This window comes from Yersinia bercovieri ATCC 43970 (assembly GCF_013282745.1).
GTDB classification, from domain to species: Bacteria; Pseudomonadota; Gammaproteobacteria; order Enterobacterales; family Enterobacteriaceae; genus Yersinia; species Yersinia bercovieri.
On record NZ_CP054044.1, the window covers coordinates 197628 to 219844 of the forward strand.

The window sequence follows — 22217 nt, forward strand, 5'->3', positions numbered from 1 at the left end:
AACAGTTATTCTTTGAAATCGTTGGCATCCAACTCGTGACGTGACAACAATTTGTAAAACTCGGTACGGTTGCGCCCCGCCATTCTGGCGGCTTGGGTCACATTTCCTTTGGTGATTTGTAGCAGCTTACGCAAATAATTCAATTCGAATTGATTACGCGCCTCAACAAAAGTCGGTAATGCGGTGTTCTCCCCCTCTAGCGCCTGTTCAACCAGCGCTTCACTGATAACCGGAGCCGAAGTTAATGCCACACACTGTTCGATAACGTTGACCAGTTGGCGCACATTACCCGGCCAACTGGCGGTCATAAGCCGTTTCATAGCATCAGTTGAGAAGCTGCGGACAAAGGGTTTATGGCGCTTAGCTGACTCACGTAACAGATGGTTTGCCAACAGCGGAATATCTTCTGAACGCTCATGTAACGCGGGGATCTTCAGATTCACCACATTCAAACGATAGTAGAGATCTTCGCGGAATTCATTTTTCGCCATGGCTTTAGGCAAGTCACGGTGCGTGGCTGAAATCACCCGGACATCAATGCTTAAGTCGCGGTTACTGCCCAGTGGGCGCACTTTGCGCTCCTGCAACACCCGCAGCAATTTTACCTGCAAAGACAACGGCATATCGCCGATTTCGTCGAGGAACAGCGTACCGCCTTCTGCGGCCTGAAATAGCCCTTCGCGGCTACTGACAGCGCCGGTAAATGCGCCTTTGGCATGACCAAAGAGTTCTGATTCAAGTAACTGCTCGGGTAGTGCACCGCAGTTGATGGCGATAAAGGCTTTTTTCGCCCGTGGACTGGCAGCATGGATAGCTTGCGCCAATACCTCTTTACCAGTGCCGCTCTGCCCGTTAATCAGCACGCTGACATCTGATTGCGCCACCATTTTGGCTTGTTCCAGCAAGCGCAACATCACCGGACTGCGGGTGACAATCTCTTCGCGCCAGCTATCATCACCGGCAGGCATAGAAAGCTCTAAAGCCGCATCGATCGCTTTATATAAAGCATCACGATCAACCGGTTTGGTTAGGAAGCTAAACACCCCTTGCTGAGTGGCGGCAACAGCATCAGGAATCGAGCCGTGGGCAGTCAGGATAATCACTGGCATACCGGGTTGATGCTTTTGGATTTCGACAAACAGCGCCATGCCATCCATCTCATCCATCCGCAAATCACTGATAACCAAATCAATCTTCTCGCGCATTAACAGGCGTAATGCTTCCTGGCCGCTTTCAGCGGTGGTGACATTAAATCCTTCGCTGGTTAAACGCATCCCCAGTAGTTTGAGTAAGCTGGGATCGTCATCAACCAGCAGTAGATTGGCCGGTTTGCGTGGCGTCATGAGATTCCTTATTAGTCGCAGGGGGGAGGTCAGTTGGCGGCACCACTGGCGGGGTATCAGCCGGTTTTTCTATTGCTGGCGCGACCGATTGAGTGTCAGTTTGGGGTGTCACTGGCTTGGTTTCAGCTGGTTTGGCCTCTGCTGGTTTGGCTTCAATCGGCTTAGCTTCTGCCGGCTTAGCTTCTACTGGCTTAGCGGCTGCCGGTTTGGCCTCTGCTGGCTTGGTTTCAATCGGCTTAGCTTCAATCGGCTTAGCTGCTGCCGGTTTGGCAGGCTCCACTTTGGGTTGAGGTTTCACTTCTGCGGGTTTGGCCGCTGCTGCCGCGGGTTTGCTCTCCGCGTCAGTTTCTGGAATTTCATTTTGTAACTGCTTACGCGATGAGAGCTGCCGCTCAATGTCGGTCAGATTTTCCAACTTGCGGGTGGTATCCAGCAAGTTATATTGCAACCGGACCTGGCTCTCCCGCAGACGATCTATCTGAGCATCTGATTCATCTTGTAAGCGCTGATAGCGAGTGCGCTCCTCAGCCAAAGAGATGCGCAGCACCTGCTGCTCGCGCCACAATTGAATCAATGGGCGCACAGCGGCTGGCAAGGTTGGGCTATAGCTGTTTAGGCGCTCAACCACCTGACGCCGCTCGGCTATCGACGGCTCGGCACTGCTAATCAGAATGCCCTGCTTAAAGGCGGCAGACCAAGTGATCACTGGCAGTGCTTTGGCTAACGCCCGCGCCTGAGTAGAACCAAGGCGCTCAGCACAATCCATCGCTCGTAACCAGTACAGCGAGTTTTCCAGCGTCTCTTTATCATCAATGTCCCACAGCACATCACAGGGTAACGTACGATAATCAACGATTTTCGTTTCCGGTATCACCATCTGAACCGCTTGTGAAAAACGGCTGCTAGCAGAATTATCTGTACACCCGGTGAGTAACAGTGGGGCCAGCAATATAGCTCGCCAAAAAATACCCATACCAGAGTTGCCCGCAGGCATAGTGGCCGCAGTTGAGGTGGAACCTGATAACAAGGCGGTCTTTTTAGTGATACTGCTTATAGACCATTTGTACATTATTCATTCATTCTCGGCGGTTAATGGCAATTCAACACGGAAACAGACGGCGGCATAATCCACGGCCACCAATTGCAGGTCGCCCTGCATACGTCTGATGCAGTCCTGAGCAATACTCAGCCCCAATCCGCTGCCTTTGACGGCCCCTTTTCGCTGATGGCTTCCCTGGAAAAAAGGCTCAAATATCATTGTTTCTTCTGAATTCGGGATTGGCGCCCCGGTATTGGCGATATCAATTTGTACGCGGTTATTCACCTGACGACTGCGAATCCAAATGGTACCGGATTCCTCGCCATAGTGCACCGCATTGGAGTAGAGATTATCTAATACCCGCATTAATAGCGTTGGATCTGCCCAACAAATGTCCGCCTGCAAATCCTGCTCGGTGCGGATCATCTTGGCACGCGCCGGTAAACTGTGGGCGGAAATCACATCTTCAACCATGTCGGCCAGTTCAACATTTTCGAGTTCACCGGGGCCATCCGCCAGTTTGCGGTTATAGTCCAGCAGTTGCTCTATCAACAGCTGCAAGTGGCGGCTGCTATTATCAAGGATAGCGACCACCTCTTTCTGATCCTGGGTTAATGGCCCGGCCACCTCATCAGCCAGCAATTCAGTCCCTTCGCGCATACTGGCTAATGGCGTTTTCAACTCATGGGAGATGTGGCGCAAAAATTCATGGCGCTGTGACTCCAACCAGGCTAAACGTTCGCTGAGCCAAATAATGCGCTGTGCCAGTGACCGTAACTCCCGAGGCCCCTTAAACAGGGCGGTATTACCCAGCGGTCGTCCCTCTCCCAGGCGATTTATCATTCGCTCAATGCCTTTAACCGGCCCAATTATCATCCGGGTGAATAACACTACTAATAGCACGCTAACCAAAAACAGCAACAGTGATTGCCAGCCAAAGAATTGGCCACGTTCGGCGATATCTTTTTGCAGCTGTTGACCGCGCGAGAAAATCACATCGCGGGTGGCCTGTACCATTTCGGCATTTGAGCGGGAAAATTGCTCTAATAGCGCAGAAGCGTTCTGTGCCGGGCCGCTATTTTTACATTGAATATCAGAAAGTTGGTTCAGAAGCCCACTCAGGGTTTGGTAATAGCGAGCATCAGGCAGAATAGGGGCGTGAGTATCAAGCATTTGCGCGTACTGTTTACGCTGATGCTGATAGAGCTTGGCCAGCGTGGCATCATCTAACACACAATATTGGCGATAGCTGCGCTCCATTTCGAGCGCCACACTGGTCATCGCCTCACTGCGCCGGGCATCTGCCAGCGTGGTGCGGTTGATATCAGCCGCCTGAGTACTTAAGTGATCCAGACTCTGATACGCCTGATATGCGAGCACCAATAGCGGCAGCAGCACCAACAGAAATGCCATGAGCACCAATTGACGTAAAGAACGGGGGAATAAACGCCATCTTTTCAACGAAATCATCTCATTACCTATCATCCTGTTGTGATGCTAGCTGACTCTGTCGGGATTACAATGGCTGCAATCCAAATAAATACCGCGACCGCCCTATGCGGGATAAAAAAAAAGCACTCGCCAGAAGCTAAGTGCTTTAAATTTAATTTTTTTTACTCATAACCGTCAGAATCATTATCAGACCTGCCTGTTATACAGTGATGAAATGACTAACTGGCAATGAGACAACGGGGCAATAGCTGCCCCGTCGCAAGAATATTTGGATGCCCTTACATATCGTCTCCAGTGTGATGAAGCCGTAGCAATCATCGGGAGGATGAGACGAATAGCATCCAGACATGTCCAAAATTGATGAATGGTTCATCACAGCAGGACATAGGCGGTGCCTCACTCAACGTGTCGTCCGATGTTTGATAATGTGCATTCACACAATATCGGTTTAGGTGGACGATAGGCACCAGTCTTAGGCATCATTCGGTGGCTTATGAAGCGCATATTCCGCTTAACAGCGGGACTATCATAAAGAGGTGAATGAGCAACTGAATAGGATAATGCAGCTTGCGTGCCAACTTTTAAAAATAAACATTAATCAATTGATTTATAATGAAAAATTATTTTTTAATTAAAATAATAAAAACCACAAAAGCTCAATAATTAATCAATGATAAATTCTTTGTCGCTTAATCACGACACCTAAAGGCAAATTAAATAAACTGTATATAAATCATAATGTTAAATGTCTCTTATTTGAGACAGTGATTTAGCTGATTGTCGCGATTTACCGACAGTTAAATTAAAATAGTTATTATTCAATAAGATAAAAATTAATTTTTAATATATTAATCGGATTATTGAGTCAGCCCGCTGCTGAGTCACTCGCGCCCCGCCTACGCGAAAACCACCACTGCGTTATAAATTATGCGATTTCATTACCAAGGCAAATAATTCACTATTCTGTTCTGACCCAGAAGTGGCCACCAAAAACAGGAGCACTCTACTCAGTTGACCAAGGATGCCGCTTAACCTTAATCCGAATATAAGGAGGCAAAATGAAGCCTGCCAATATAACCACGGGATTAATATTACTCACCACCCTATTTAGCCCCTACTACACCGCAGCGCTAAACCACAACTCAAGCGCGATAGCCGCTAAGCCAGTACCTACACGGGTATCCGCTATCGAACATCATGACGATGATAGCTTCCCCGAATTTTCCATTGAGGACTTTCACCTTGTGCAAAATATCGCAGGCAGAGAGGCGGAAATAACATTCACCTTAAAAAGCAGTGGGTTACTGTATTATAATGTTGTTCTTAATGATAAAGATAATTTTGACATCATAGAAACATCAGGCTTTGTTAATAATAATCAACGCCATGTGTCACTAAAGAAGACCAGCACTCTTGCAGGAAACTATAAGGTTATTATCGAGTTAGTTGATAATAATAAAGTGACGGTGAGCAGAAATTACGATATTACGCTGGAGTGATAAAACTCAGGGGATCACTCCCCTGAGCCGGATTGATTAGCCTAATTGCTTACGCGCATTGCGGAACATCCGCATCCATGGGCTATCCTCGCCCCACTCTTCTGGATGCCATGAGTTGCTGACAGTACGGAAGACACGTTCAGGGTGCGGCATCATAACGGTTGCACGACCACTGGCACTGGTCACCGCCGTGATACCCTGCGCTGAACCATTCGGGTTCGCCGGATATTGTTCAGTTACTGCGCCGTAATTGTCCACAAAGCGCAATGCCACCAGGTTGTTTTGCTGCAATGCCGCCAGATGCGCAGCATCGCGCACTTCAACCTGACCTTCACCATGTGACACGGCAATTGGCATCCGTGAACCGGCCATATCCTGCATAAACAGCGACGGGCTACTCGCCACCTCAACCAGACTAAAGCGCGCCTCAAAGCGATCTGACAGGTTGCGGACAAAGCGTGGCCAGTGCTCAGCACCGGGGATCAATTCGCGCAGATTAGACATCATCTGGCAACCATTACACACCCCCAACGCCAAAGTTTCAGGGCGGTGGAAGAAGGCCTCGAACTCATCACGCACACGATCATTAAACAGGATCGATTTCGCCCAACCTTCACCCGCGCCCAAGACGTCGCCGTAAGAGAAGCCGCCACAGGCCACTAAGGTCTGGAAGGCGCGCAGATCAATGCGCCCCGCCAACAGATCACTCATATGCACATCGACAGCATCAAAACCGGCGCGGTGGAAGGCGGCCGCCATTTCAACATGGGAGTTAACCCCCTGCTCACGGAGCACCGCCACTTTTGGCCGTGCTTGCTTGATGATGTAAGGTGCGGCGATATCTTCAGCCGGATCGAAGGTCAGTTTCACATTCAAGCCAGGATCGCGCTCATCCTGCTTCGCCTGATGCTCTTGATCCGCGCAATCCGGGTTATCCCGCAGGCGCTGCATTTGCCAGGTGGTTTCTGCCCACCACAAGCGCAAGGTGCTACGTTTTTCACTGTAGACCAGCTCAGTGCCACGGCGAATAGCGAAAGTATCCCCCTCAACCGCACGGCCCAGATAGTGAACGCAATTTGCCAAACCGTGCTCGGCCAACACTTTTTCTACCGCCTCACGCTGCTCGGCACCTACCTGAATCACCGCCCCCAACTCTTCATTGAACAATGAGGCCAGTGAATCATTACCCTGTGAGTGAATATCGACATCAATGCCACAGTGACCAGCAAAGGCCATTTCAGCCAGTGTCACCAACAGACCGCCGTCAGAACGATCGTGGTAGGCCAGTAACAGTTGATCCGCCACCAGGCGCTGCATGGCGTTAAAGAATCCCGCCAACTGTTGCACATCACGCACGTCCGCCGGTTTATCCCCTAGCTGGCGGTAAACCTGAGTCAGAGCAGTGGCACCCAGTGCATTGTGGCCCGCGCCTAAATCAATCAGCAGCAGCGCGTTATCACCTTTATCAGTGCGCAGTTGTGGCGTCACGGTGTGGCGCACATCTTCAATACGGGCGAAGGCCGTAATCACCAGTGACAGCGGCGAGGTCATTTCCCGCAGCTCCTCCCCCTCCTGCCAGCGCGTTTTCATCGACATCGAGTCTTTGCCCACTGGAATAGTAATTTCCAGCGCCGGACACAGCTCTTCGCCGACAGCGCGCACCGCATCATACAAACCGGCATCTTCACCGGGATGACCGGCGGCTGACATCCAGTTGGCTGACAGCTTAATGCGCTTGAGTTCGCCAATTTGGGTCGCCGCGATATTAGTCAGCGCTTCACCGACCGCCAGACGGGCAGAGGCGGCGAAATCGAGCAGCGCCACTGGCGCACGTTCGCCCAGCGACATCGCCTCGCCATAGTAGCTATCAAGGCTGGCGCTGGTGACGGCACAATCGGCCACCGGGATCTGCCATGGCCCCACCATCTGATCACGGGTCACCATCCCGGTCACGGTGCGGTCGCCAATGGTAATCAGGAAGGTTTTCTCAGCTACCGCGGGCAGATGCAGCACCCGTTTTACCGCATCAATAATCGTGATATCAGCGCGCTCCAGCGCCTCACCTTCGGCCTGCAGGCTCTTCACGTCGCGCAGCATTTTCGGCGTTTTACCCAGCAGCACATCCAGCGGCATATCGATCGGTTGGTTATCGAAATGGCGATCATTGAGGGTGAGATGTAACTCTTCCGTAGCCTCACCAATCACCGCATAAGGGGCGCGCTCGCGACGGCAGATCTCATCAAACTGCGCCATCTGCGCCGGGGCGATCGCCATGACATAGCGCTCCTGAGATTCGTTACACCACACTTCCAGCGGGCTCATGCCCGGCTCGTCGTTCAGGATATCGCGCAGCTCAAAACGACCACCACGACCGCCATCGCTGACCAGCTCCGGCATGGCGTTGGACAAACCGCCCGCGCCGACGTCATGGATAAACAGAATCGGGTTGTGGTCACCTAACTGCCAGCAGCGGTCGATCACTTCCTGGCAGCGGCGCTCCATCTCTGGGTTATCCCGTTGTACCGAGGCGAAATCCAGATCCGCATCTGACTGACCAGAGGCCATGGATGAAGCCGCGCCGCCCCCCAGGCCAATATTCATTGCCGGGCCGCCGAGTACCACCAGCTTAGCGCCGACGGTGATCTCGCCTTTTTGCACATGATCGGCACGGATATTGCCGATCCCACCCGCCAACATAATGGGCTTATGGTAGCCACGTAACTCAGTGCCGTTATGGCTGTTAACCCGCTCTTCATAGGTGCGGAAGTAGCCCAGCAGCGCTGGACGACCAAATTCATTATTGAATGCGGCACCGCCCAATGGGCCTTCGGTCATGATATCCAGCGCGGTGACTATCCGCGCCGGCTTGCCGAAATTCTCTTCCCACGGCTGCTCGAAATCGGGAATACGCAAGTTAGAGACTGAGAAGCCCACCAAACCTGCTTTCGGTTTCGCGCCACGTCCGGTGGCACCTTCATCACGGATCTCACCACCAGACCCGGTCGCCGCTCCCGGCCAGGGTGAAATGGCCGTTGGGTGGTTATGGGTCTCAACTTTCATCAGAATATGCGCCTCTTCCTGATGGTAGCCATAAACACCACTCTCTGGCGCGGCAAAGAAGCGCCCAACCTGAGAACCTTCCATCACCGCGGCATTGTCTTTATAAGCAGACAACACGTAATCCGGCGTGTGTTCAAAGGTATTTTTGATCATTTTGAACAGGGTCTTAGGCTGAGCAACCCCGTCGATTATCCAATCCGCGTTAAAGATCTTATGGCGGCAGTGCTCAGAGTTTGCCTGCGCAAACATATACAGCTCAATATCCGTCGGGTTGCGCCCAAGCCCGGTAAAGGCGGCCAGCAGATAATCAATTTCATCCGCTGCCAGTGCCAGACCCAATTTGGTATTGGCCTGCTCCAGTGCACTGCGGCCCTGCGCCAGAATATCCACCCGTTGTACCGGGGCTGGCTGATGATGAGAGAACAGCTGTTCTGCTTGCTGCAAATCGGAAAATACCGTTTCCATCATGCGATCATGCAGCAGCGCCGACAGTTGTTGCCACTGGCTTTCATTCAGACTCGGGCCTTGAACTTGAATATAGAAAGCCAAACCACGTTCCAGCCGCAGCACTTGTGGCAATGCACAGTTGTGCGCAATATCAGTGGCTTTGGAAGACCACGGAGAGATGGTTCCCGGCCGTGGGGTAACCAGTAGTAGACGCCCTTCTGGCGCGTGCTCAGGGAGAGATGGCCCATACTTAAGCAGCCGTTGGAGTCTGGCGTGTTCATCGGCACTCAGTGGTGCGCTAACATCGGCAAAGTGAACATATTCGGCGTAGATATCACTCACCGGCAGGTGAGCATCCTGGCAACGGGACAACAGTTTGGTAACACGAAAAGCCGACAAAGCGGGCGAACCACGCAGTATTTCCATAATCTAAGTTTCTCTCTCTTCGAAGCGACTGGAACAGCACTTCATTGGGCGCAGCACTCATTGGCGCAAAACAGGGGAAAACGCGCGCCATTATAGTGAATCTAAGCCGCCGACGAAACCGTTTGCGTAGCTATTATTCATAATTGCGTCAGAAACTGCGATTAGGGTTATTGGCTGAATACCGGATAAATAAGCACGCAATAAAGTTGCACACTGACGATTTGTTGCGCAAAATGCCACTCCACTGGGGATTTAACCATGTCGATTCTCGCTTCACGACACATATATAAAGAGCGCTGCCGAGAGATAACTATTTGACGCGCATAAAATTAAATTACTTTGTTATCGGTGTAATTGCCATACTTTTGGCCCTCGCACTGTGGCCCAATATTCCCTGGCGCAATGGTCAGGAGGGGCAACTCGATCGCATAAAAGCCCGTGGTGAGCTGCGAGTTAGCACTATTAGTTCACCACTGAACTACACCCCCGGAAAAGATGGCCCTTCCGGCCTCGACTATGAGCTGGCAAAACGTTTTGCCGATTATCTGGGGGTCAAGCTGGTCATGACCCCACATCATAATATTGACGATCTGTTTGATGCTTTAGATAGCGATGATGCAGATATGCTGGCCGCCGGGCTTATCTATAACCGCGAACGTCTTAATCGGGCGCGCTCTGGCCCTGCCTACTATTCGGTCTCGCAGCAGTTGGTCTACCGACTTGGCACACCACGACCAAAATCCTTCGGTGATCTGAAAGGGCAGCTGATTGTTGCCTCCGGTTCAGCTCATATGACCACACTAAAACAGCTTAAGCAGAGCAAATATCCGGATCTTAACTGGGGATCATCCATTGACCGCACAGGGAAAGAGCTACTGGAGCAAGTTGCTGATGGCAAACTCGACTATACCCTGGGTGACTCCATCACCATTGCTCTGCTGCAACGCATTCACCCGCAATTGGCGGTCGCCTTTGATGTCACAGATGAAGAGCCGGTGACCTGGTATTTCCGCAAAGGTAGTGATGACAGCCTCTATGCCGCGATGCTCGACTTCTACAGCCAGATGGTGGAAGACGGCAGTTTGGCGCGGCTGGAGGAGAAATATCTCGGCCATGTCGGTAGCTTTGATTATGTCGATACCAAAACTTTCCTCTCCGCCATCGACAATGTGCTGCCTACTTTCCGGCCACTGTTTGAAAAACATGCAGGTGATATCGATTGGAAATTGCTGGCGGCGATTGCTTATCAGGAGTCTCATTGGAATCCGCAAGCCACCTCGCCAACCGGCGTGCGGGGTTTGATGATGCTAACCCGCGCCACCGCAGATGGTTTGGGGGTCAAAGACCGCGTAGACCCCGAGGAGAGCATTAGAGGCGGCTCCATCTATTTGCAGCGGCTGATGCAAAAAGTGCCGGAAACCATCCCCGAGGATGAGCGAATCTGGTTCGCACTGGCGGCATACAATATGGGTTATGGTCATATGCTGGATGCACGGCGGCTGACCAAAAACCAGAATGGCAACCCAGACAGCTGGGTTGATGTCAAAATGCGGCTCCCCATGTTGAGCCAAAAACGCTACTACCCGAGCACCACCTATGGCTACGCCCGTGGTCACGAAGCCTATAACTACGTCGAGAATATTCGCCGTTATCAGGTGAGTTTGGTGGGATATTTGCAGGAAAAAGAGAAAAAAGCTGCCCAACACGCGGCTATCGAGGCTGAATTGGGGAGAGCCTATCCGGTCGTCGCCCCCGGCTGGTCAATCAGTAACTAACACTCATTTTTCATCTCAGGTTATCGCGCGCGGGTTAATTTTTGTCCACCGAGGCCCGCAGCGCGACTCTCAATGCTTTCTGCTGCGCGCGGCGCTGACGAAAAAACGCGCTTAACTGCTGGGAACAGGCCTCTGCCAGCACACCCGCGCTGATCTCCACCTGATGATTCATCCCTGGGTGGCGTAAAATATCCAGCAGTGATCCTGCGGCACCAGTTTTCAGATCATTCGCCCCATACACCAAACGGCGAATCCGGCTGTGTACCATAGCACCGGCACACATCACACATGGCTCCAGCGTCACATAGAGGGTGGCGTCCAGCAGACGATAATTCTGCACCACTTGCCCACCTTGCCGTAGCGCCATGATCTCGGCGTGCGCCGTGGGATCACTATCGCAAATAGAGCGGTTCCAGCCTTCGCCAATCACCTGATTATCCAGCACCAACACCGCGCCCACTGGGACTTCACCCTCTTCCTGCGCGCGCAGGGCCAGCATCAACGCGCGCTGCATCCAGTACTCATCACTGTACTCAGCGGTCGACACACATTCAGAAGATAAATTGTTATCAGCAGACACATTAACCTCTCAGCTACTTTTGCGGCGTGCATTATACACAGCTAACCATAACCTCTACACCCGTTATCCCGGCAACAGCTTCACTAGCTGCATATAAAGTAGCTCAGAATATCATGATCGGTTACTGTTTCGGCTGGATAGAAAACGTACCTGCCGATATGAGTGTTCTCTGATAATGGAAGCCAGATAAATGAAGCTCAGCAAGAAAAATGCCACGATTGTGCGCAAAACGCTCAATGGATGGGTCAATGAAGGGGTGATCGCCGAGGAAGAACATCAGCGCTTATTAAACCACATCGATATTCAACCTTTTGACTGGCGCAGGTTGGCAGGTTATGCCTTTCTCGCAGCACTGGCGTCACTGGTTATCTCCATTGGCAGCTTAATGGCTGACACACTCCTGCTCAATTGGATTAGTCAGTTTTTCCGCTTCGATCCCCCGGTGCGGGTCGCCGTGACAGGGGTTTTGGCAACCCTGCTTTATATTTGGGGCTTTCGCCGCCGCCGACAAGATGCCAGCAAAATCTACAGCAATGAGGCGATACTGTTCCTCGGCGTCCTGATGACCGCCGCCGCTATCAGCCAACTGGGCCTCTGGCTGGATAATGGCAGTGGGCGATTCTCTGGCTTATTGCTGCTCGGCACCCTTATCTATGGCGTGGTCGGTTGGTTTGGCCGCTCGCCGCTGGTGTGGCTATTCGCGTTACTCTCGCTAGGGAATGCCTTTGGGGCGGAGACCGGCTATGCATCAGGTTGGGGCGCTTATTGGCTAGGAATGAATTATCCGATGCGCTTTATCGCCTTTGGCCTGGTGCTGTGCGCCGCTGCGCTGGCGTTGCAACCGCAACTGGCGCGGCGTCGACTAGATCGGGTTTCACAGGCGATGGGGCTGCTTTACCTGTTTATCGCCTTATGGATACTGTCTATTTTTGGCAATTACGGCGATATTGACCATTGGTATCAGACTCGCCAGATAGAGCTGTTACATTGGAGCTTATTGTTTGCCATGGCGGCTGGAATGGCCATCTGGCTAGGGCTAAAACGGGATGATGCGATGTTACGCGGCTTTGGCCTGACATTCCTCGCCATCAACCTGTATACCCGCTTCTTTGAGCTATTCTGGGATGCAATGCCAAAAACGGTGCTATTCCTGCTGTTGGGCATCAGCCTATGGCTGCTGGGCAGACATGCTGAGCGGATCTGGCGGCTTGGCCACCATGACAATGACGTCACTCACTAAGGGGTAACCCATTAACGTGGCGAATAGCAGCAACAACTTTTACTCTAGTTGCTGCAATTCGCCGGTCTTACTGACCCGCCAACGATGCTCACAGAAGTGCAGCAGCGGGTTATCCTGCTTACTGTCGCTATATCCACTGTAGAGTTTCAGCGGTGACCCCAACCGTTGCTCCAACTGCACCACTTTCTCTGGCCCCAAACAGCGCAGAGGCAGCACCCAGCCGCCATTGCGCCGTGCCATGCGGCTCCCCACCAGCCGTAAGCGGTGAATAAATGTTGAGTCATGGTAAACCTGCTCGACCAGTCGCTGCGGCGAACCGGTGATTAGCCAAACCTCGGCGTCACTGCTCTCCAGGTATTCGCGCAACCGCATCACCACCACCGGAAACGCGGTAACTTTCTGCCGAAACGCCTGCACGAAGCGCAACTCCAAATCTTTCAGCTTCGCTTCCCGCCGCCCGAAGGTCGTCGCCCACAGCAACAGACTCATCGGCCAGCGGGCGCAGCGCCCCCCAACCAATAATCCCAAGCCAATCACCGGCAGTAGCGGGATCACCAACAACAGATTCAGTGGCAGGTGGCGCAACAAAAAACGCAAAAAGCTGCCAAACATATCCTGCTGATGCAAAGTGCCATCTAAATCAAAAAAGACAACGCGTTTGCCACTGACGGCTAGCGGTTCGCGTGTCGTTTTAGGATGAAGGTCAGTTTGCTCAAAGGTGGAGCTGGCCTGCTTTCCGCTCAAAAGTTACTCCTCAGGGTCATTAAATCCCATAAACCAGGTAAATAGAAAACCTGCCAGTATGGTGACAACCATAGCCACTAAATACAACATCACTTTACCGGTTACAATGGTCAGCGCCAGTGGTAAACCGGAAATACCAAAAGTAATCACCGTCGCCACTTTCCAGTAACTGATCAGTGCGCCCCCCACCGCGCCCCCTAAGCAGGCTGCAATAAAAGGTTTCCCCAGAGGCAAAGTAACACCGAAAATCAGCGGCTCGCCGATCCCCAGGATGCCCACCGGCAGCGCCCCTTTGATCACTTTTTTCAATCGGCTATTGCGGGTTTTCATTAATACCGCCAGCGCCGCCCCCACCTGCCCGACACCCGCCATCGCCAAAATCGGCAACAGTGGATTGGCACCGTGGGCTTGAACCAGCTCCACATGAATAGGAACTAACCCTTGATGCAGCCCGGTCAATACCAGTGGCAGGAAGAAGCCGGACAACAGCGCACCCACCAGCAAGCCGCCATGATCAATCGCCAGATTGACACCATGGGTAATGCCCTCAGAGATATAGCCGCCCAATGGCTGCAAAATCACAATGGCTAACGAGGCGGTAATCAGGGTCGTCAACAGGGGGTTGACGATAAGCTCAATGGACTCCGGCAGGCGCTGGCGTAGCCACTTCTCTAGCCAGCACATCAGTGCCACCACCAGTAGCACGGCGATGACACCACCCCGTCCCGGCTGCAATGCCTCACCAAATAAGCTAATTTGCGCCAATGCCGGACTGGTCAGAATGCCCGCCATCACGCCCCCCATGGCTGCTGAGCCACCAAAGACTTTGGCGGCATTCACCCCCACCAAAATATTCATAATGGCGAATACTGCGCTACCGAAAATGGCTAGCAGGCCGAGCAGGTTTGGGTATTGCAGCGCCAGATCGCCGGAAATATCAGGCCGTTTCAGCAGGTTAACTATCCCCATAATCAAACCTGAGGCAATAAATGCCGGGATAATCGGGATGAATATGTTCGCCAGTTGCCGCAAAGCTTCACTCATTGGCGCGGCATATTTCGCCTTGGCCTGCGCCTTATTGCGGCTGATATCATCCTGAGGTGCCGCAGCATAATCCTCATTATTCTTCAATAGCTTACGCATACTATCAACCACTTTGGACGCCGCACCAGGGCCAACAATTAGCTGATGCTGCTGCCCCTGCTTGATGTAGCCCTTCACACCCGGCAACTGTTTAAGCAGCGCTAAATCCGGCAGTTGCTCATCTTTCACGACAATACGAACCCGGGTCATGCAGTTTTCAAGTTTGAGAATATTCCCTTCACCGCCAATACCCGCAAGAATTTGTGTTGCCAATATAGTGGACTTATCCATTGCCGATCCCCTGAAAGTGACTGTTACAATGCAGCACGTAAATAGCCATGATGCTGCTGTAGATCCTGACGGGCCTGCTCGGCGCTCACCCCTTTCAGAATCATCAAAATGGCCGGTTTCACTTCAAATTCAGTTTGCGACAGGGCATTTTCAGCCTCTGCACGGCTGGCACCGGTGGCCTCCACCACGATACGGCAAGCGCGATCAACCAGCTTCACATTGGTCGCTTTCACATCCACCATCAGATTTTGGTAAACCTTACCCAGCTTGATCATCGCGCCGGTGGATAACATATTCAGCACCAATTTCTGCGCAGTACCTGATTTCATTCGAGTGGAACCGGTCAGAGCTTCCGGCCCGACCACCGGTGAGATAGCAACCAGTGCTTCCTGCGCTATGGGGGAGTCGGGATTACAGGAGATGGCCGCCGTCGGGCAGCCCAACTGACGGGCATAGCGCAGGGCGCCAATGACATAAGGCGTACGACCAGAAGCCGCCAGGCCAACCACCATATCGGTGGCGGTGAGATTCAAATCTTGCAGATCCCGCGCGCCGAGCGCCATATCATCTTCGGCACCTTCAACCGCTTTGAGTAATGCACCAGGGCCACCAGCAATTAAGCCAATCACCATGCCATGAGGCACACCGAAAGTTGGCGGGCATTCAGAGGCATCCAAAACCCCAAGCCGCCCGCTGGTGCCTGCTCCCAGATAAATCAGCCGCCCCCCCTGTTTTAATGCCTCGGCGGCCAGTTCAACCGCCTGCGCAATGGCTGGCAAGACCAGACGAATGGCCTGCGGCACTTTACAGTCTTCATCATTAATACAAGTCAGCATCGCCAGCGTAGAGAGTTTGTCCAACTCCATGGTGGCCGGATTGCGGCTTTCAGAAATCAATGCGCCCAGATTCATGATCTACCCTCAGTGAATTTTTAATTCATAAATGTTTACTTATAATTGAATATAATATTCATTAAAGCGACTGTTTTCTTGTCGCATTCATCGGATGATCACAAAAAAAGGGTGTTATGCTGCCTAACTTAGCCTTTACCTGCAGTATTAATGGGTATTTTTATCAAGCGCCCCTGATTCAGGAACTGATTTATGAGCACTCTTCTACGTATCCGTCAGCTCTACCCGACGCTGGCACAAAATGATCGCAAGCTGGCCGACTTTCTGCTGACCAACCCTGAACAGGCGCGCCATCTGAGTTCGCAACGACTGGCGCAGCAGACCGGTGTCAGCCAATCAGCAGTGGTCAAATTTGCTCAGAAATTAGGCTACAAAGGTTTTCCGGCCCTCAAACTGGCCCTGAGCGAGGTTGTCGCCGCACCCGCGCAGGCCATCACACTTCATAACCAAATTCTGAGTACCGACAGCTTAAAAACCGTCGGCGAAAAATTATTGAGTGAAAAAGCCGCCGCGCTGCGCGCCACACTGGATATCAATAGCGAGCAGCGCCTCACCCAAGCCCTGGAGATGCTGCGGGCGGCACGGCGCATTATCTTGACCGGCATTGGTGCTTCAGGGCTGGTGGCGAAAGATCTTGCCTATAAACTGTTGAAAATTGGCGTAATGGCAGTATCGGAAACGGATATGCACGCCCAGTTAGCTGCTGTGCAAGCATTGGATTCGCGGGATTTGCTGTTGGCAATCTCTTTTAGTGGCGAGCGGCGAGAGATCAATCTGGCAGCTGAAGAGGCGCAGCGATGTGGTGCCAAGGTGCTGGCACTGACCAGTTTCTCCCCCAACAGTTTGCAGCAGCGCGCTGACCACTGCTTGTATACCATCTCGGAAGAGCCGGTGATCCGCAGTGCTGCTATCTCTTCCAGCACTGCGCAATATGCACTGACGGATCTGCTGTTTATGGCGATGATTCAGCAAGATCTTGAAAGCGCTCAGGATCACATCAAGCACAGCGCCGCACTGATGAAAAAACTGGTCTAAGGAGTTGAGAGGCGTATAATCCTCCGCTGTTGAGAATACCCGACCTAAGGTAAGAGAATCATGGCCCTATTGATCACTCGTAAATGCATTAATTGCGACATGTGCGAGCCGGAATGCCCTAACGAGGCAATTTCCATGGGTGCAGAGATCTATCAGATTGACCCCATGCGCTGCACGGAGTGTGTTGGTCACTACGAGACGCCAACTTGCCAGTTGGTCTGCCCTATCGATAATACCATTTCTGCCGATCCTGCCTGGGTTGAATCTAACGAGCAGTTGTGGGATAAATTTGTCCAACTGCATCACGCCGATCGTCTGTAATAGCCACCTGCGAATAAAAAAGGCGGCATTTTCATGCACGCCTGTTAGTTTCTCTTTCGCCACCGCTCGAAAATCGCGCTAGTTTTCAATAATCACTGTCGCGCAGGCATAACGCCGCTCATCGGCTAAAGTGACATGCAGGGATTTGACCCCCAACTCAACGGCCAATTCGGCCGCCCGTTGATGCAAATGCAGGGTCGGCTTACCTAAGGCATCGTTAACCACTTCAAACTGATTAAACGCCAACCCATTACGGATACCGGTGCCAAATGCTTTGGCCGCCGCCTCTTTGACCGCAAAACGTTTAGCCAGAAAACGGATTGGTTGCTGATGCTGCTGATAATGTTGCCATTCCGATGGACTCAGGATGCGCCGCGCCAGCCTGTCACCGCTACGTTCAACCACCGCTTCTATCCTTGAAATTTCAACAATATCAGTGCCTAAGCCAAGGATAGCCATTAACGACGCGCTTCCCGCATCAATACCTTCATCTCGCTAACCGCAGCGGCAAGGCCGGTCATCACTGCCTGACCAATAATGGCATGGCCAATATTCAGCTCGTGAATTTCAGGTAGGGCGGCGATCGGCTGCACATTATGGTAAGTCAGGCCATGACCCGCATTAACCTTCAGCCCTTTGCTGGCAGCATAAGTCGCGGCTTTGGTAATCCGCACTAACTCGGCCTGACGCGCCAAATCAGTGGTGGCATCCGCATAAGCACCAGTATGGATCTCAATATAAGGCGCACCGACGGTAACAGCCGCATCAATCTGGCGCATATCTGCATCAATAAACAGTGATACCAGAATGCCAGCTTCAGCTAATCGACTAACCGCAACGGTCATTTTATCGATTTGCCCTGCGACATCCAAACCGCCTTCAGTGGTCACTTCCTGACGTTTTTCCGGCACCAAACAGCAAAAGTGGGGTTGTAGCTCACAGGCAATACCCACCATTTCATCAGTGACTGCCATTTCCAGATTCATACGGGTCTGGATGGTCTGACGCAAGATACGCACATCACGATCGGTGATATGACGACGATCTTCGCGTAAATGCACGGTAATACCATCAGCACCGGCTTGTTCGGCGATAAACGCGGCCTGAACAGGATCAGGGTAAATGGTTCCACGTGCATTTCGTAATGTCGCGATGTGATCGATATTAACGCCCAGCAACAAATCAGCCATGACAGCCCTCCAGTTATGGATGCATCTTGATTAGGTCAATAAGCACGCAAAAAAAGCCTGCTATGAAACGTATAAGTGCTTCGCAGTTTACACTGAGTCGACTGGCGGCAATAAGTGAAAATTGGCGAGGAGAGCTTAAATAGTGAAGGCCCGCACTAGGCTAAGGGTTCAGCCGGCGGTTTAATGACAAATTGGCGAAACAGTTCGCGACTTTTTAGCGGCTTACCGCCCAGATAGGGTTTCAGAGCAATGCGGGTGAATCGTTTGGCAGCACGCAAAGTATCGGCATCAGGAAATTCACGGTTAGCCAAAGCCAGCAATTGGCGACCGGTAAAGCTGTAATGGTCGATAACCAGACTGGCGATAAAGCCTTTCTCCTCCCGATAGCGGTAGGTCATGGTGTCCGCTACTGGTTGTCCACTACCGGCACAATGAAGAAAATCAACGCCATAACCAAGGTGAGCCAAGATCGCCAATTCAAATTGGCGCAATGCATATTCAGGCGTTCCATCGCTACCAGCCAATGATTGCAAGCAGTGTAGATAGTCGAAGAATAGAGCGGAGTAGTTGGTTTGGTGCTCTAACACGCGAGAAAGCAGCTCATTGACATATAAGCCGCTGTACAACATAGAGCCGCTCAATGGGAGGGCCAACGACACCGGCTCAGCACTGCGTAATGTTTTGACTTCACCGCGACCAGTCCAGCGAACCAGCAAAGGCGTAAAAGGCTGCAAGCAGCCTTTTAGATTGGAGCGGCGACCGCGCGCACCTTTTGCCAGCACTCGCATACGGCCCTCCCCTTCAGTGAATAAATCCAGCATCAAACTGGTTTCACTGTAAGGTCGCCCATGCAGGACAAATGCGCGCTGCCAACCGTCCATTGGCGACCTTACTTCAGGTCGTCGGTATAGCCTAAGCTGCGCAATGCACGTTCGTCATCTGCCCAGCCTGATTTCACTTTCACCCACAGCTCAAGATGCACTTTAGCCTCGAACATTTTCTCCATGTCCTGACGAGCTTCAATGCCGATAGTCTTGATTTTTGAACCTTTGTTGCCGATGACCATCTTCTTCTGGCCTTCGCGCTCAACCAAAATCAACCCGTGGATGTTATAGCCACCGCGTTCGTTTGGTACAAACTGTTCAATTTCAACTGTCACTGAGTAAGGTAACTCCTCACCCAAAAAGCGCATCAGCTTTTCGCGAATGATCTCTGACGCCATAAAACGCTGGGAGCGGTCAGTGATGTAATCTTCCGGGAAGTGATGTTCAGCTTCCGGCATAAGCTTGCGCACGATGCCAGCAATAGTATCCACGTTCATCCCTTTCTCAGCAGAGATCGGCACAACATCAAGGAAATTCATCTGTTTGCTTAAGAACTGGATATGCGGCAACAGCTTACTTTTGTCTGTTACGTTATCAACTTTGTTGATCGCCAATAACACTGGGCAATCTAAGCTGCGCAGCTTATTAACTACCATTTCGTCGTCGGCAGTCCAATTGGTGCCTTCAACCACAAAAATCACTAATTCCACATCACCAAGAGAGCTGCTGGCCGCGCGATTCATTAAGCGGTTAATGGCGCGTTTTTCTTCAATATGCAGCCCAGGGGTATCAACATAGATGGCCTGATATGGCCCTTCAGTATGGATACCCATAATACGGTGGCGTGTGGTTTGCGGTTTACGTGAAGTGATGGAGATCTTTTGCCCCAACAATTCATTGAGCAAGGTAGATTTACCCACATTTGGGCGACCTACAATTGCAATAAAACCACAATACGTTTTTTCTACTTCGCTCATTCAAGCTCCAACTGTTTCAGCGCTTGTTCCGCTGCCGCCTGCTCAGCTTTACGTCGGCTTGAACCAGTACCTATTACCGGTTCATTCAAGCCACTCACCTGGCAGTGGATAGTAAATTCCTGGTCATGTGCTTCACCGCGAACCTGCACGACCAGATAAGAAGGCAATGGCAGATGACGGCCCTGCAAATACTCTTGCAGGCGCGTTTTTGGGTCTTTCTGCTTATCACCGGGGCTTATCTCCTCTAACCGACTGCGATACCAGTCGAGAATCAGCCGTTCAATCATATGTATATCGCTATCTAAGAATATACCGCCAATCAAGGCTTCTACCGTATCCGCTAAAATTGATTCACGACGAAAACCGCCACTCTTCAATTCGCCCGGCCCAAGGCGTAGACACTCACCAAGGTCAAACTCACGGGCCATTTCGGCGAGTGTATTGCCTCTGACCAATGTCGCACGCATCCGGCTCATATCCCCTTCATCAACACGGGGAAAACGGCGATACAGCTCATTGGCGATAACAAAACTTAATATAGAGTCACCCAGGAACTCCAAACGCTCATTGTGTTTACTACTGGCGCTACGATGAGTCAGTGCTTGCAGCAAGAGCTCCTGCTGTTGAAAAGTGTAGCCCAGCTTCCGCTGTAGCCTGTTTATTACGATGGGGTTCATGAGTTACCAATAGATCAAGAATGCGTCAAAAACTACAGCATACGGAACAGGTCTGATCCACCAAAAATATCAGGACAAAACTGTTTCGTTTGCAGTGGCCCCCATAAAAGAGCCAACTTTTATCGCTCGAAAGGTTATTCTACAACGAGTGGAAATATAATGCTGCGTTTAAATACCCTGCTCACCTGAACTCACTGCGATATTAGCAACATTCACACTCTCGAATCACTGACATTTGCCAATGATTCGAGATCTGTTAACGACGACCTGCTACCACGCTAATGACTTTGGGGAGTCGATATTAATGAATGCCACCAATCCGACTTAAACGCACGCCCGTTGGCCATTCACCCTCTTGCTTTTCAAAACTCATCCAAATAGCCGTGGCCTTACCGACCAGATTACGTTCTGGCACAAAACCCCAGTAGCGGCTATCTGCACTATTATCGCGGTTGTCGCCCATCATAAAGTAGTGGCCTTCCGGCACCACCCAAACCCCTAGCGGTTGATTAGGCTGCTGATAATAGGCGCCTATCTGATCCTGACGCCCTGGAACAGTCAGAATATGGTGTGCAACTGATCCTAACGTCTCGCTCCGCTCACGCAGACGCACGCCACCATCAGGCACAGCCTGATTAGTCGGGATCTGGAAGAATCCAGCAGAAGCTTCGCCATTACCGCTATAACGGAATGTCTGCACGAAATCACTTGGCTCGGATGGGCTGTAGGTAATTGGCAACGCGCTATCACAAGAGGTTCCGGTATTACACGCAGGTTGAACCGTCACTTCTTTGCTGATTGGATTATAGCTAACCCGATCACCCGGCAACCCCACCACACGCTTGATATAGTCCACACGTGGATCAAGCGGATATTTAAATACAGCAATATCACCACGTTTTGGATGCGCGGTAGGGATCAGCGTAGTTTGCGTTATCGGATCTTTAATGCCATAAGCAAACTTCTCAACCAGAATGAAATCACCGATCAATAGCGTTGGCATCATCGAACCAGACGGGATCTGGAAAGGCTCGTAAATAAACGAACGCACGATAAATACCAGTGCCAACACCGGGAAGACGGAGGCACAAGTCTCAATCCAGCCTGGTTGTCTAGCCGCCTGCGATAAGGTTTTATTATCTACCGCACAGCCCGTTTGTGCCTTGATCTCCGCCGTTTGCGCATGCACTGCGGCAATTTTCGCCTGACGGGCTGGGCCCCATTTAAACCGCTCGAAGCACCAGATAATCCCTGTCAACAGCGTTGCTATCGCTAAAATCAAAGCGAACATATTAGCCATCAA

General features: G+C 51.6%; 19 protein-coding genes. 5 read left to right on the forward strand and 14 right to left on the reverse strand.

Features of this window, described 5'->3' with window-relative positions; genetic code table 11:
• Positions 1–5 precede the first annotated feature (5 nt).
• The 3 genes from glrR to HRK25_RS00970 form a co-directional block, all read right to left on the reverse strand.
• Positions 6–1343, reverse strand: coding sequence for a two-component system response regulator GlrR (gene glrR / locus HRK25_RS00960; protein WP_032897894.1), 1338 nt, complete (start codon positions 1341–1343; stop codon positions 6–8).
• On the reverse strand, positions 1306–2337 hold the full coding sequence (qseG, locus tag HRK25_RS00965) for a two-component system QseEF-associated lipoprotein QseG (protein ID WP_152411966.1): 1032 nt from the start codon (positions 2335–2337) through the stop codon (positions 1306–1308). The genes glrR and qseG overlap by 38 nt, the downstream gene beginning before the upstream one ends.
• Positions 2338–2415: 78 nt before the next feature.
• Positions 2416–3852 (reverse strand): sensor histidine kinase, encoded by a 1437-nt coding sequence (locus HRK25_RS00970; RefSeq protein WP_032897891.1) that lies wholly within the window; start codon positions 3850–3852, stop codon positions 2416–2418.
• A 1040-nt stretch (positions 3853–4892) separates the two neighbouring features.
• Between HRK25_RS00970 and HRK25_RS00975 the strand changes: the two genes are divergently transcribed.
• Positions 4893–5333: a hypothetical protein gene (locus tag HRK25_RS00975; protein WP_005274280.1), complete on the forward strand. Its 441-nt coding sequence runs from the start codon at positions 4893–4895 to the stop codon at positions 5331–5333.
• Between the two features lie 36 nt (positions 5334–5369).
• On the opposite strand, the gene purL is transcribed toward HRK25_RS00975, so the two are convergent.
• Positions 5370–9266, reverse strand: a complete 3897-nt coding sequence (gene purL / locus HRK25_RS00980) for a phosphoribosylformylglycinamidine synthase (protein WP_005274277.1) — start codon at positions 9264–9266, stop codon at positions 5370–5372.
• Positions 9267–9580: 314 nt separating this feature from the next.
• Here purL and mltF point away from each other — a divergent pair, with 314 nt between their 5' ends.
• The gene (mltF, locus tag HRK25_RS00985) at positions 9581–11041 is read left to right on the forward strand and encodes a membrane-bound lytic murein transglycosylase MltF (protein WP_005274269.1); all 1461 of its coding nucleotides are present in this window, start codon (positions 9581–9583) and stop codon (positions 11039–11041) included.
• Positions 11042–11075: 34 nt separating this feature from the next.
• Here mltF and tadA read toward each other — a convergent pair whose 3' ends face one another.
• Positions 11076–11621, reverse strand: coding sequence for a tRNA adenosine(34) deaminase TadA (gene tadA / locus HRK25_RS00990; protein WP_005274266.1), 546 nt, complete (start codon positions 11619–11621; stop codon positions 11076–11078).
• A gap of 190 nt (positions 11622–11811) precedes the next feature.
• Here tadA and HRK25_RS00995 point away from each other — a divergent pair, with 190 nt between their 5' ends.
• The gene (locus HRK25_RS00995; RefSeq protein ID WP_005274263.1) at positions 11812–12861 is read left to right on the forward strand and encodes a hypothetical protein; all 1050 of its coding nucleotides are present in this window, start codon (positions 11812–11814) and stop codon (positions 12859–12861) included.
• A gap of 39 nt (positions 12862–12900) precedes the next feature.
• On the opposite strand, the gene yfhb is transcribed toward HRK25_RS00995, so the two are convergent.
• The 3 genes from yfhb to murQ form a co-directional block, all read right to left on the reverse strand.
• Positions 12901–13488 carry a phosphatidylglycerophosphatase C gene (gene yfhb, locus HRK25_RS01000; RefSeq protein WP_233420378.1) on the reverse strand — a complete coding sequence of 196 codons (588 nt, stop codon included), beginning with the start codon at positions 13486–13488 and terminating at the stop codon, positions 12901–12903.
• Between the two features lie 120 nt (positions 13489–13608).
• Positions 13609–14979 (reverse strand): PTS transporter subunit EIIC, encoded by a 1371-nt coding sequence (locus tag HRK25_RS01005; RefSeq protein ID WP_005274258.1) that lies wholly within the window; start codon positions 14977–14979, stop codon positions 13609–13611.
• A 23-nt stretch (positions 14980–15002) separates the two neighbouring features.
• On the reverse strand, positions 15003–15890 hold the full coding sequence (gene murQ / locus HRK25_RS01010) for an N-acetylmuramic acid 6-phosphate etherase (protein ID WP_005274257.1): 888 nt from the start codon (positions 15888–15890) through the stop codon (positions 15003–15005).
• A 192-nt stretch (positions 15891–16082) separates the two neighbouring features.
• Here murQ and HRK25_RS01015 point away from each other — a divergent pair, with 192 nt between their 5' ends.
• Both HRK25_RS01015 and HRK25_RS01020 read left to right on the forward strand, forming a co-directional pair.
• Positions 16083–16925: a MurR/RpiR family transcriptional regulator gene (locus tag HRK25_RS01015; RefSeq protein WP_005274256.1), complete on the forward strand. Its 843-nt coding sequence runs from the start codon at positions 16083–16085 to the stop codon at positions 16923–16925.
• Positions 16926–16985: 60 nt separating this feature from the next.
• Positions 16986–17246 (forward strand): YfhL family 4Fe-4S dicluster ferredoxin, encoded by a 261-nt coding sequence (locus HRK25_RS01020; RefSeq protein ID WP_032897888.1) that lies wholly within the window; start codon positions 16986–16988, stop codon positions 17244–17246.
• 78 nt (positions 17247–17324) lie between these two features.
• On the opposite strand, the gene acpS is transcribed toward HRK25_RS01020, so the two are convergent.
• The 6 genes from acpS to lepB all read right to left on the reverse strand — a co-directional run bounded on the left by acpS (position 17325) and on the right by lepB (position 22214).
• Positions 17325–17705: a holo-ACP synthase gene (acpS, locus tag HRK25_RS01025; RefSeq protein WP_032897885.1), complete on the reverse strand. Its 381-nt coding sequence runs from the start codon at positions 17703–17705 to the stop codon at positions 17325–17327.
• Entirely contained in the window at positions 17705–18436 is a 732-nt protein-coding gene (pdxJ, locus tag HRK25_RS01030; RefSeq protein WP_005274251.1) for a pyridoxine 5'-phosphate synthase, read from the reverse strand. Before pdxJ ends, acpS begins: the two co-directional genes overlap by 1 nt.
• Before the next feature lie 155 nt (positions 18437–18591).
• Positions 18592–19317 (reverse strand): DNA repair protein RecO, encoded by a 726-nt coding sequence (gene recO / locus HRK25_RS01035; protein ID WP_005274248.1) that lies wholly within the window; start codon positions 19315–19317, stop codon positions 18592–18594.
• A gap of 8 nt (positions 19318–19325) precedes the next feature.
• On the reverse strand, positions 19326–20237 hold the full coding sequence (gene era, locus HRK25_RS01040) for a GTPase Era (protein ID WP_032897882.1): 912 nt from the start codon (positions 20235–20237) through the stop codon (positions 19326–19328).
• Entirely contained in the window at positions 20234–20914 is a 681-nt protein-coding gene (gene rnc / locus HRK25_RS01045) for a ribonuclease III (protein WP_019212212.1), read from the reverse strand. The genes era and rnc overlap by 4 nt, the downstream gene beginning before the upstream one ends.
• Positions 20915–21215: 301 nt before the next feature.
• The gene (lepB, locus tag HRK25_RS01050; protein ID WP_005274240.1) at positions 21216–22214 is read right to left on the reverse strand and encodes a signal peptidase I; all 999 of its coding nucleotides are present in this window, start codon (positions 22212–22214) and stop codon (positions 21216–21218) included.
• Positions 22215–22217 lie beyond the last annotated feature (3 nt).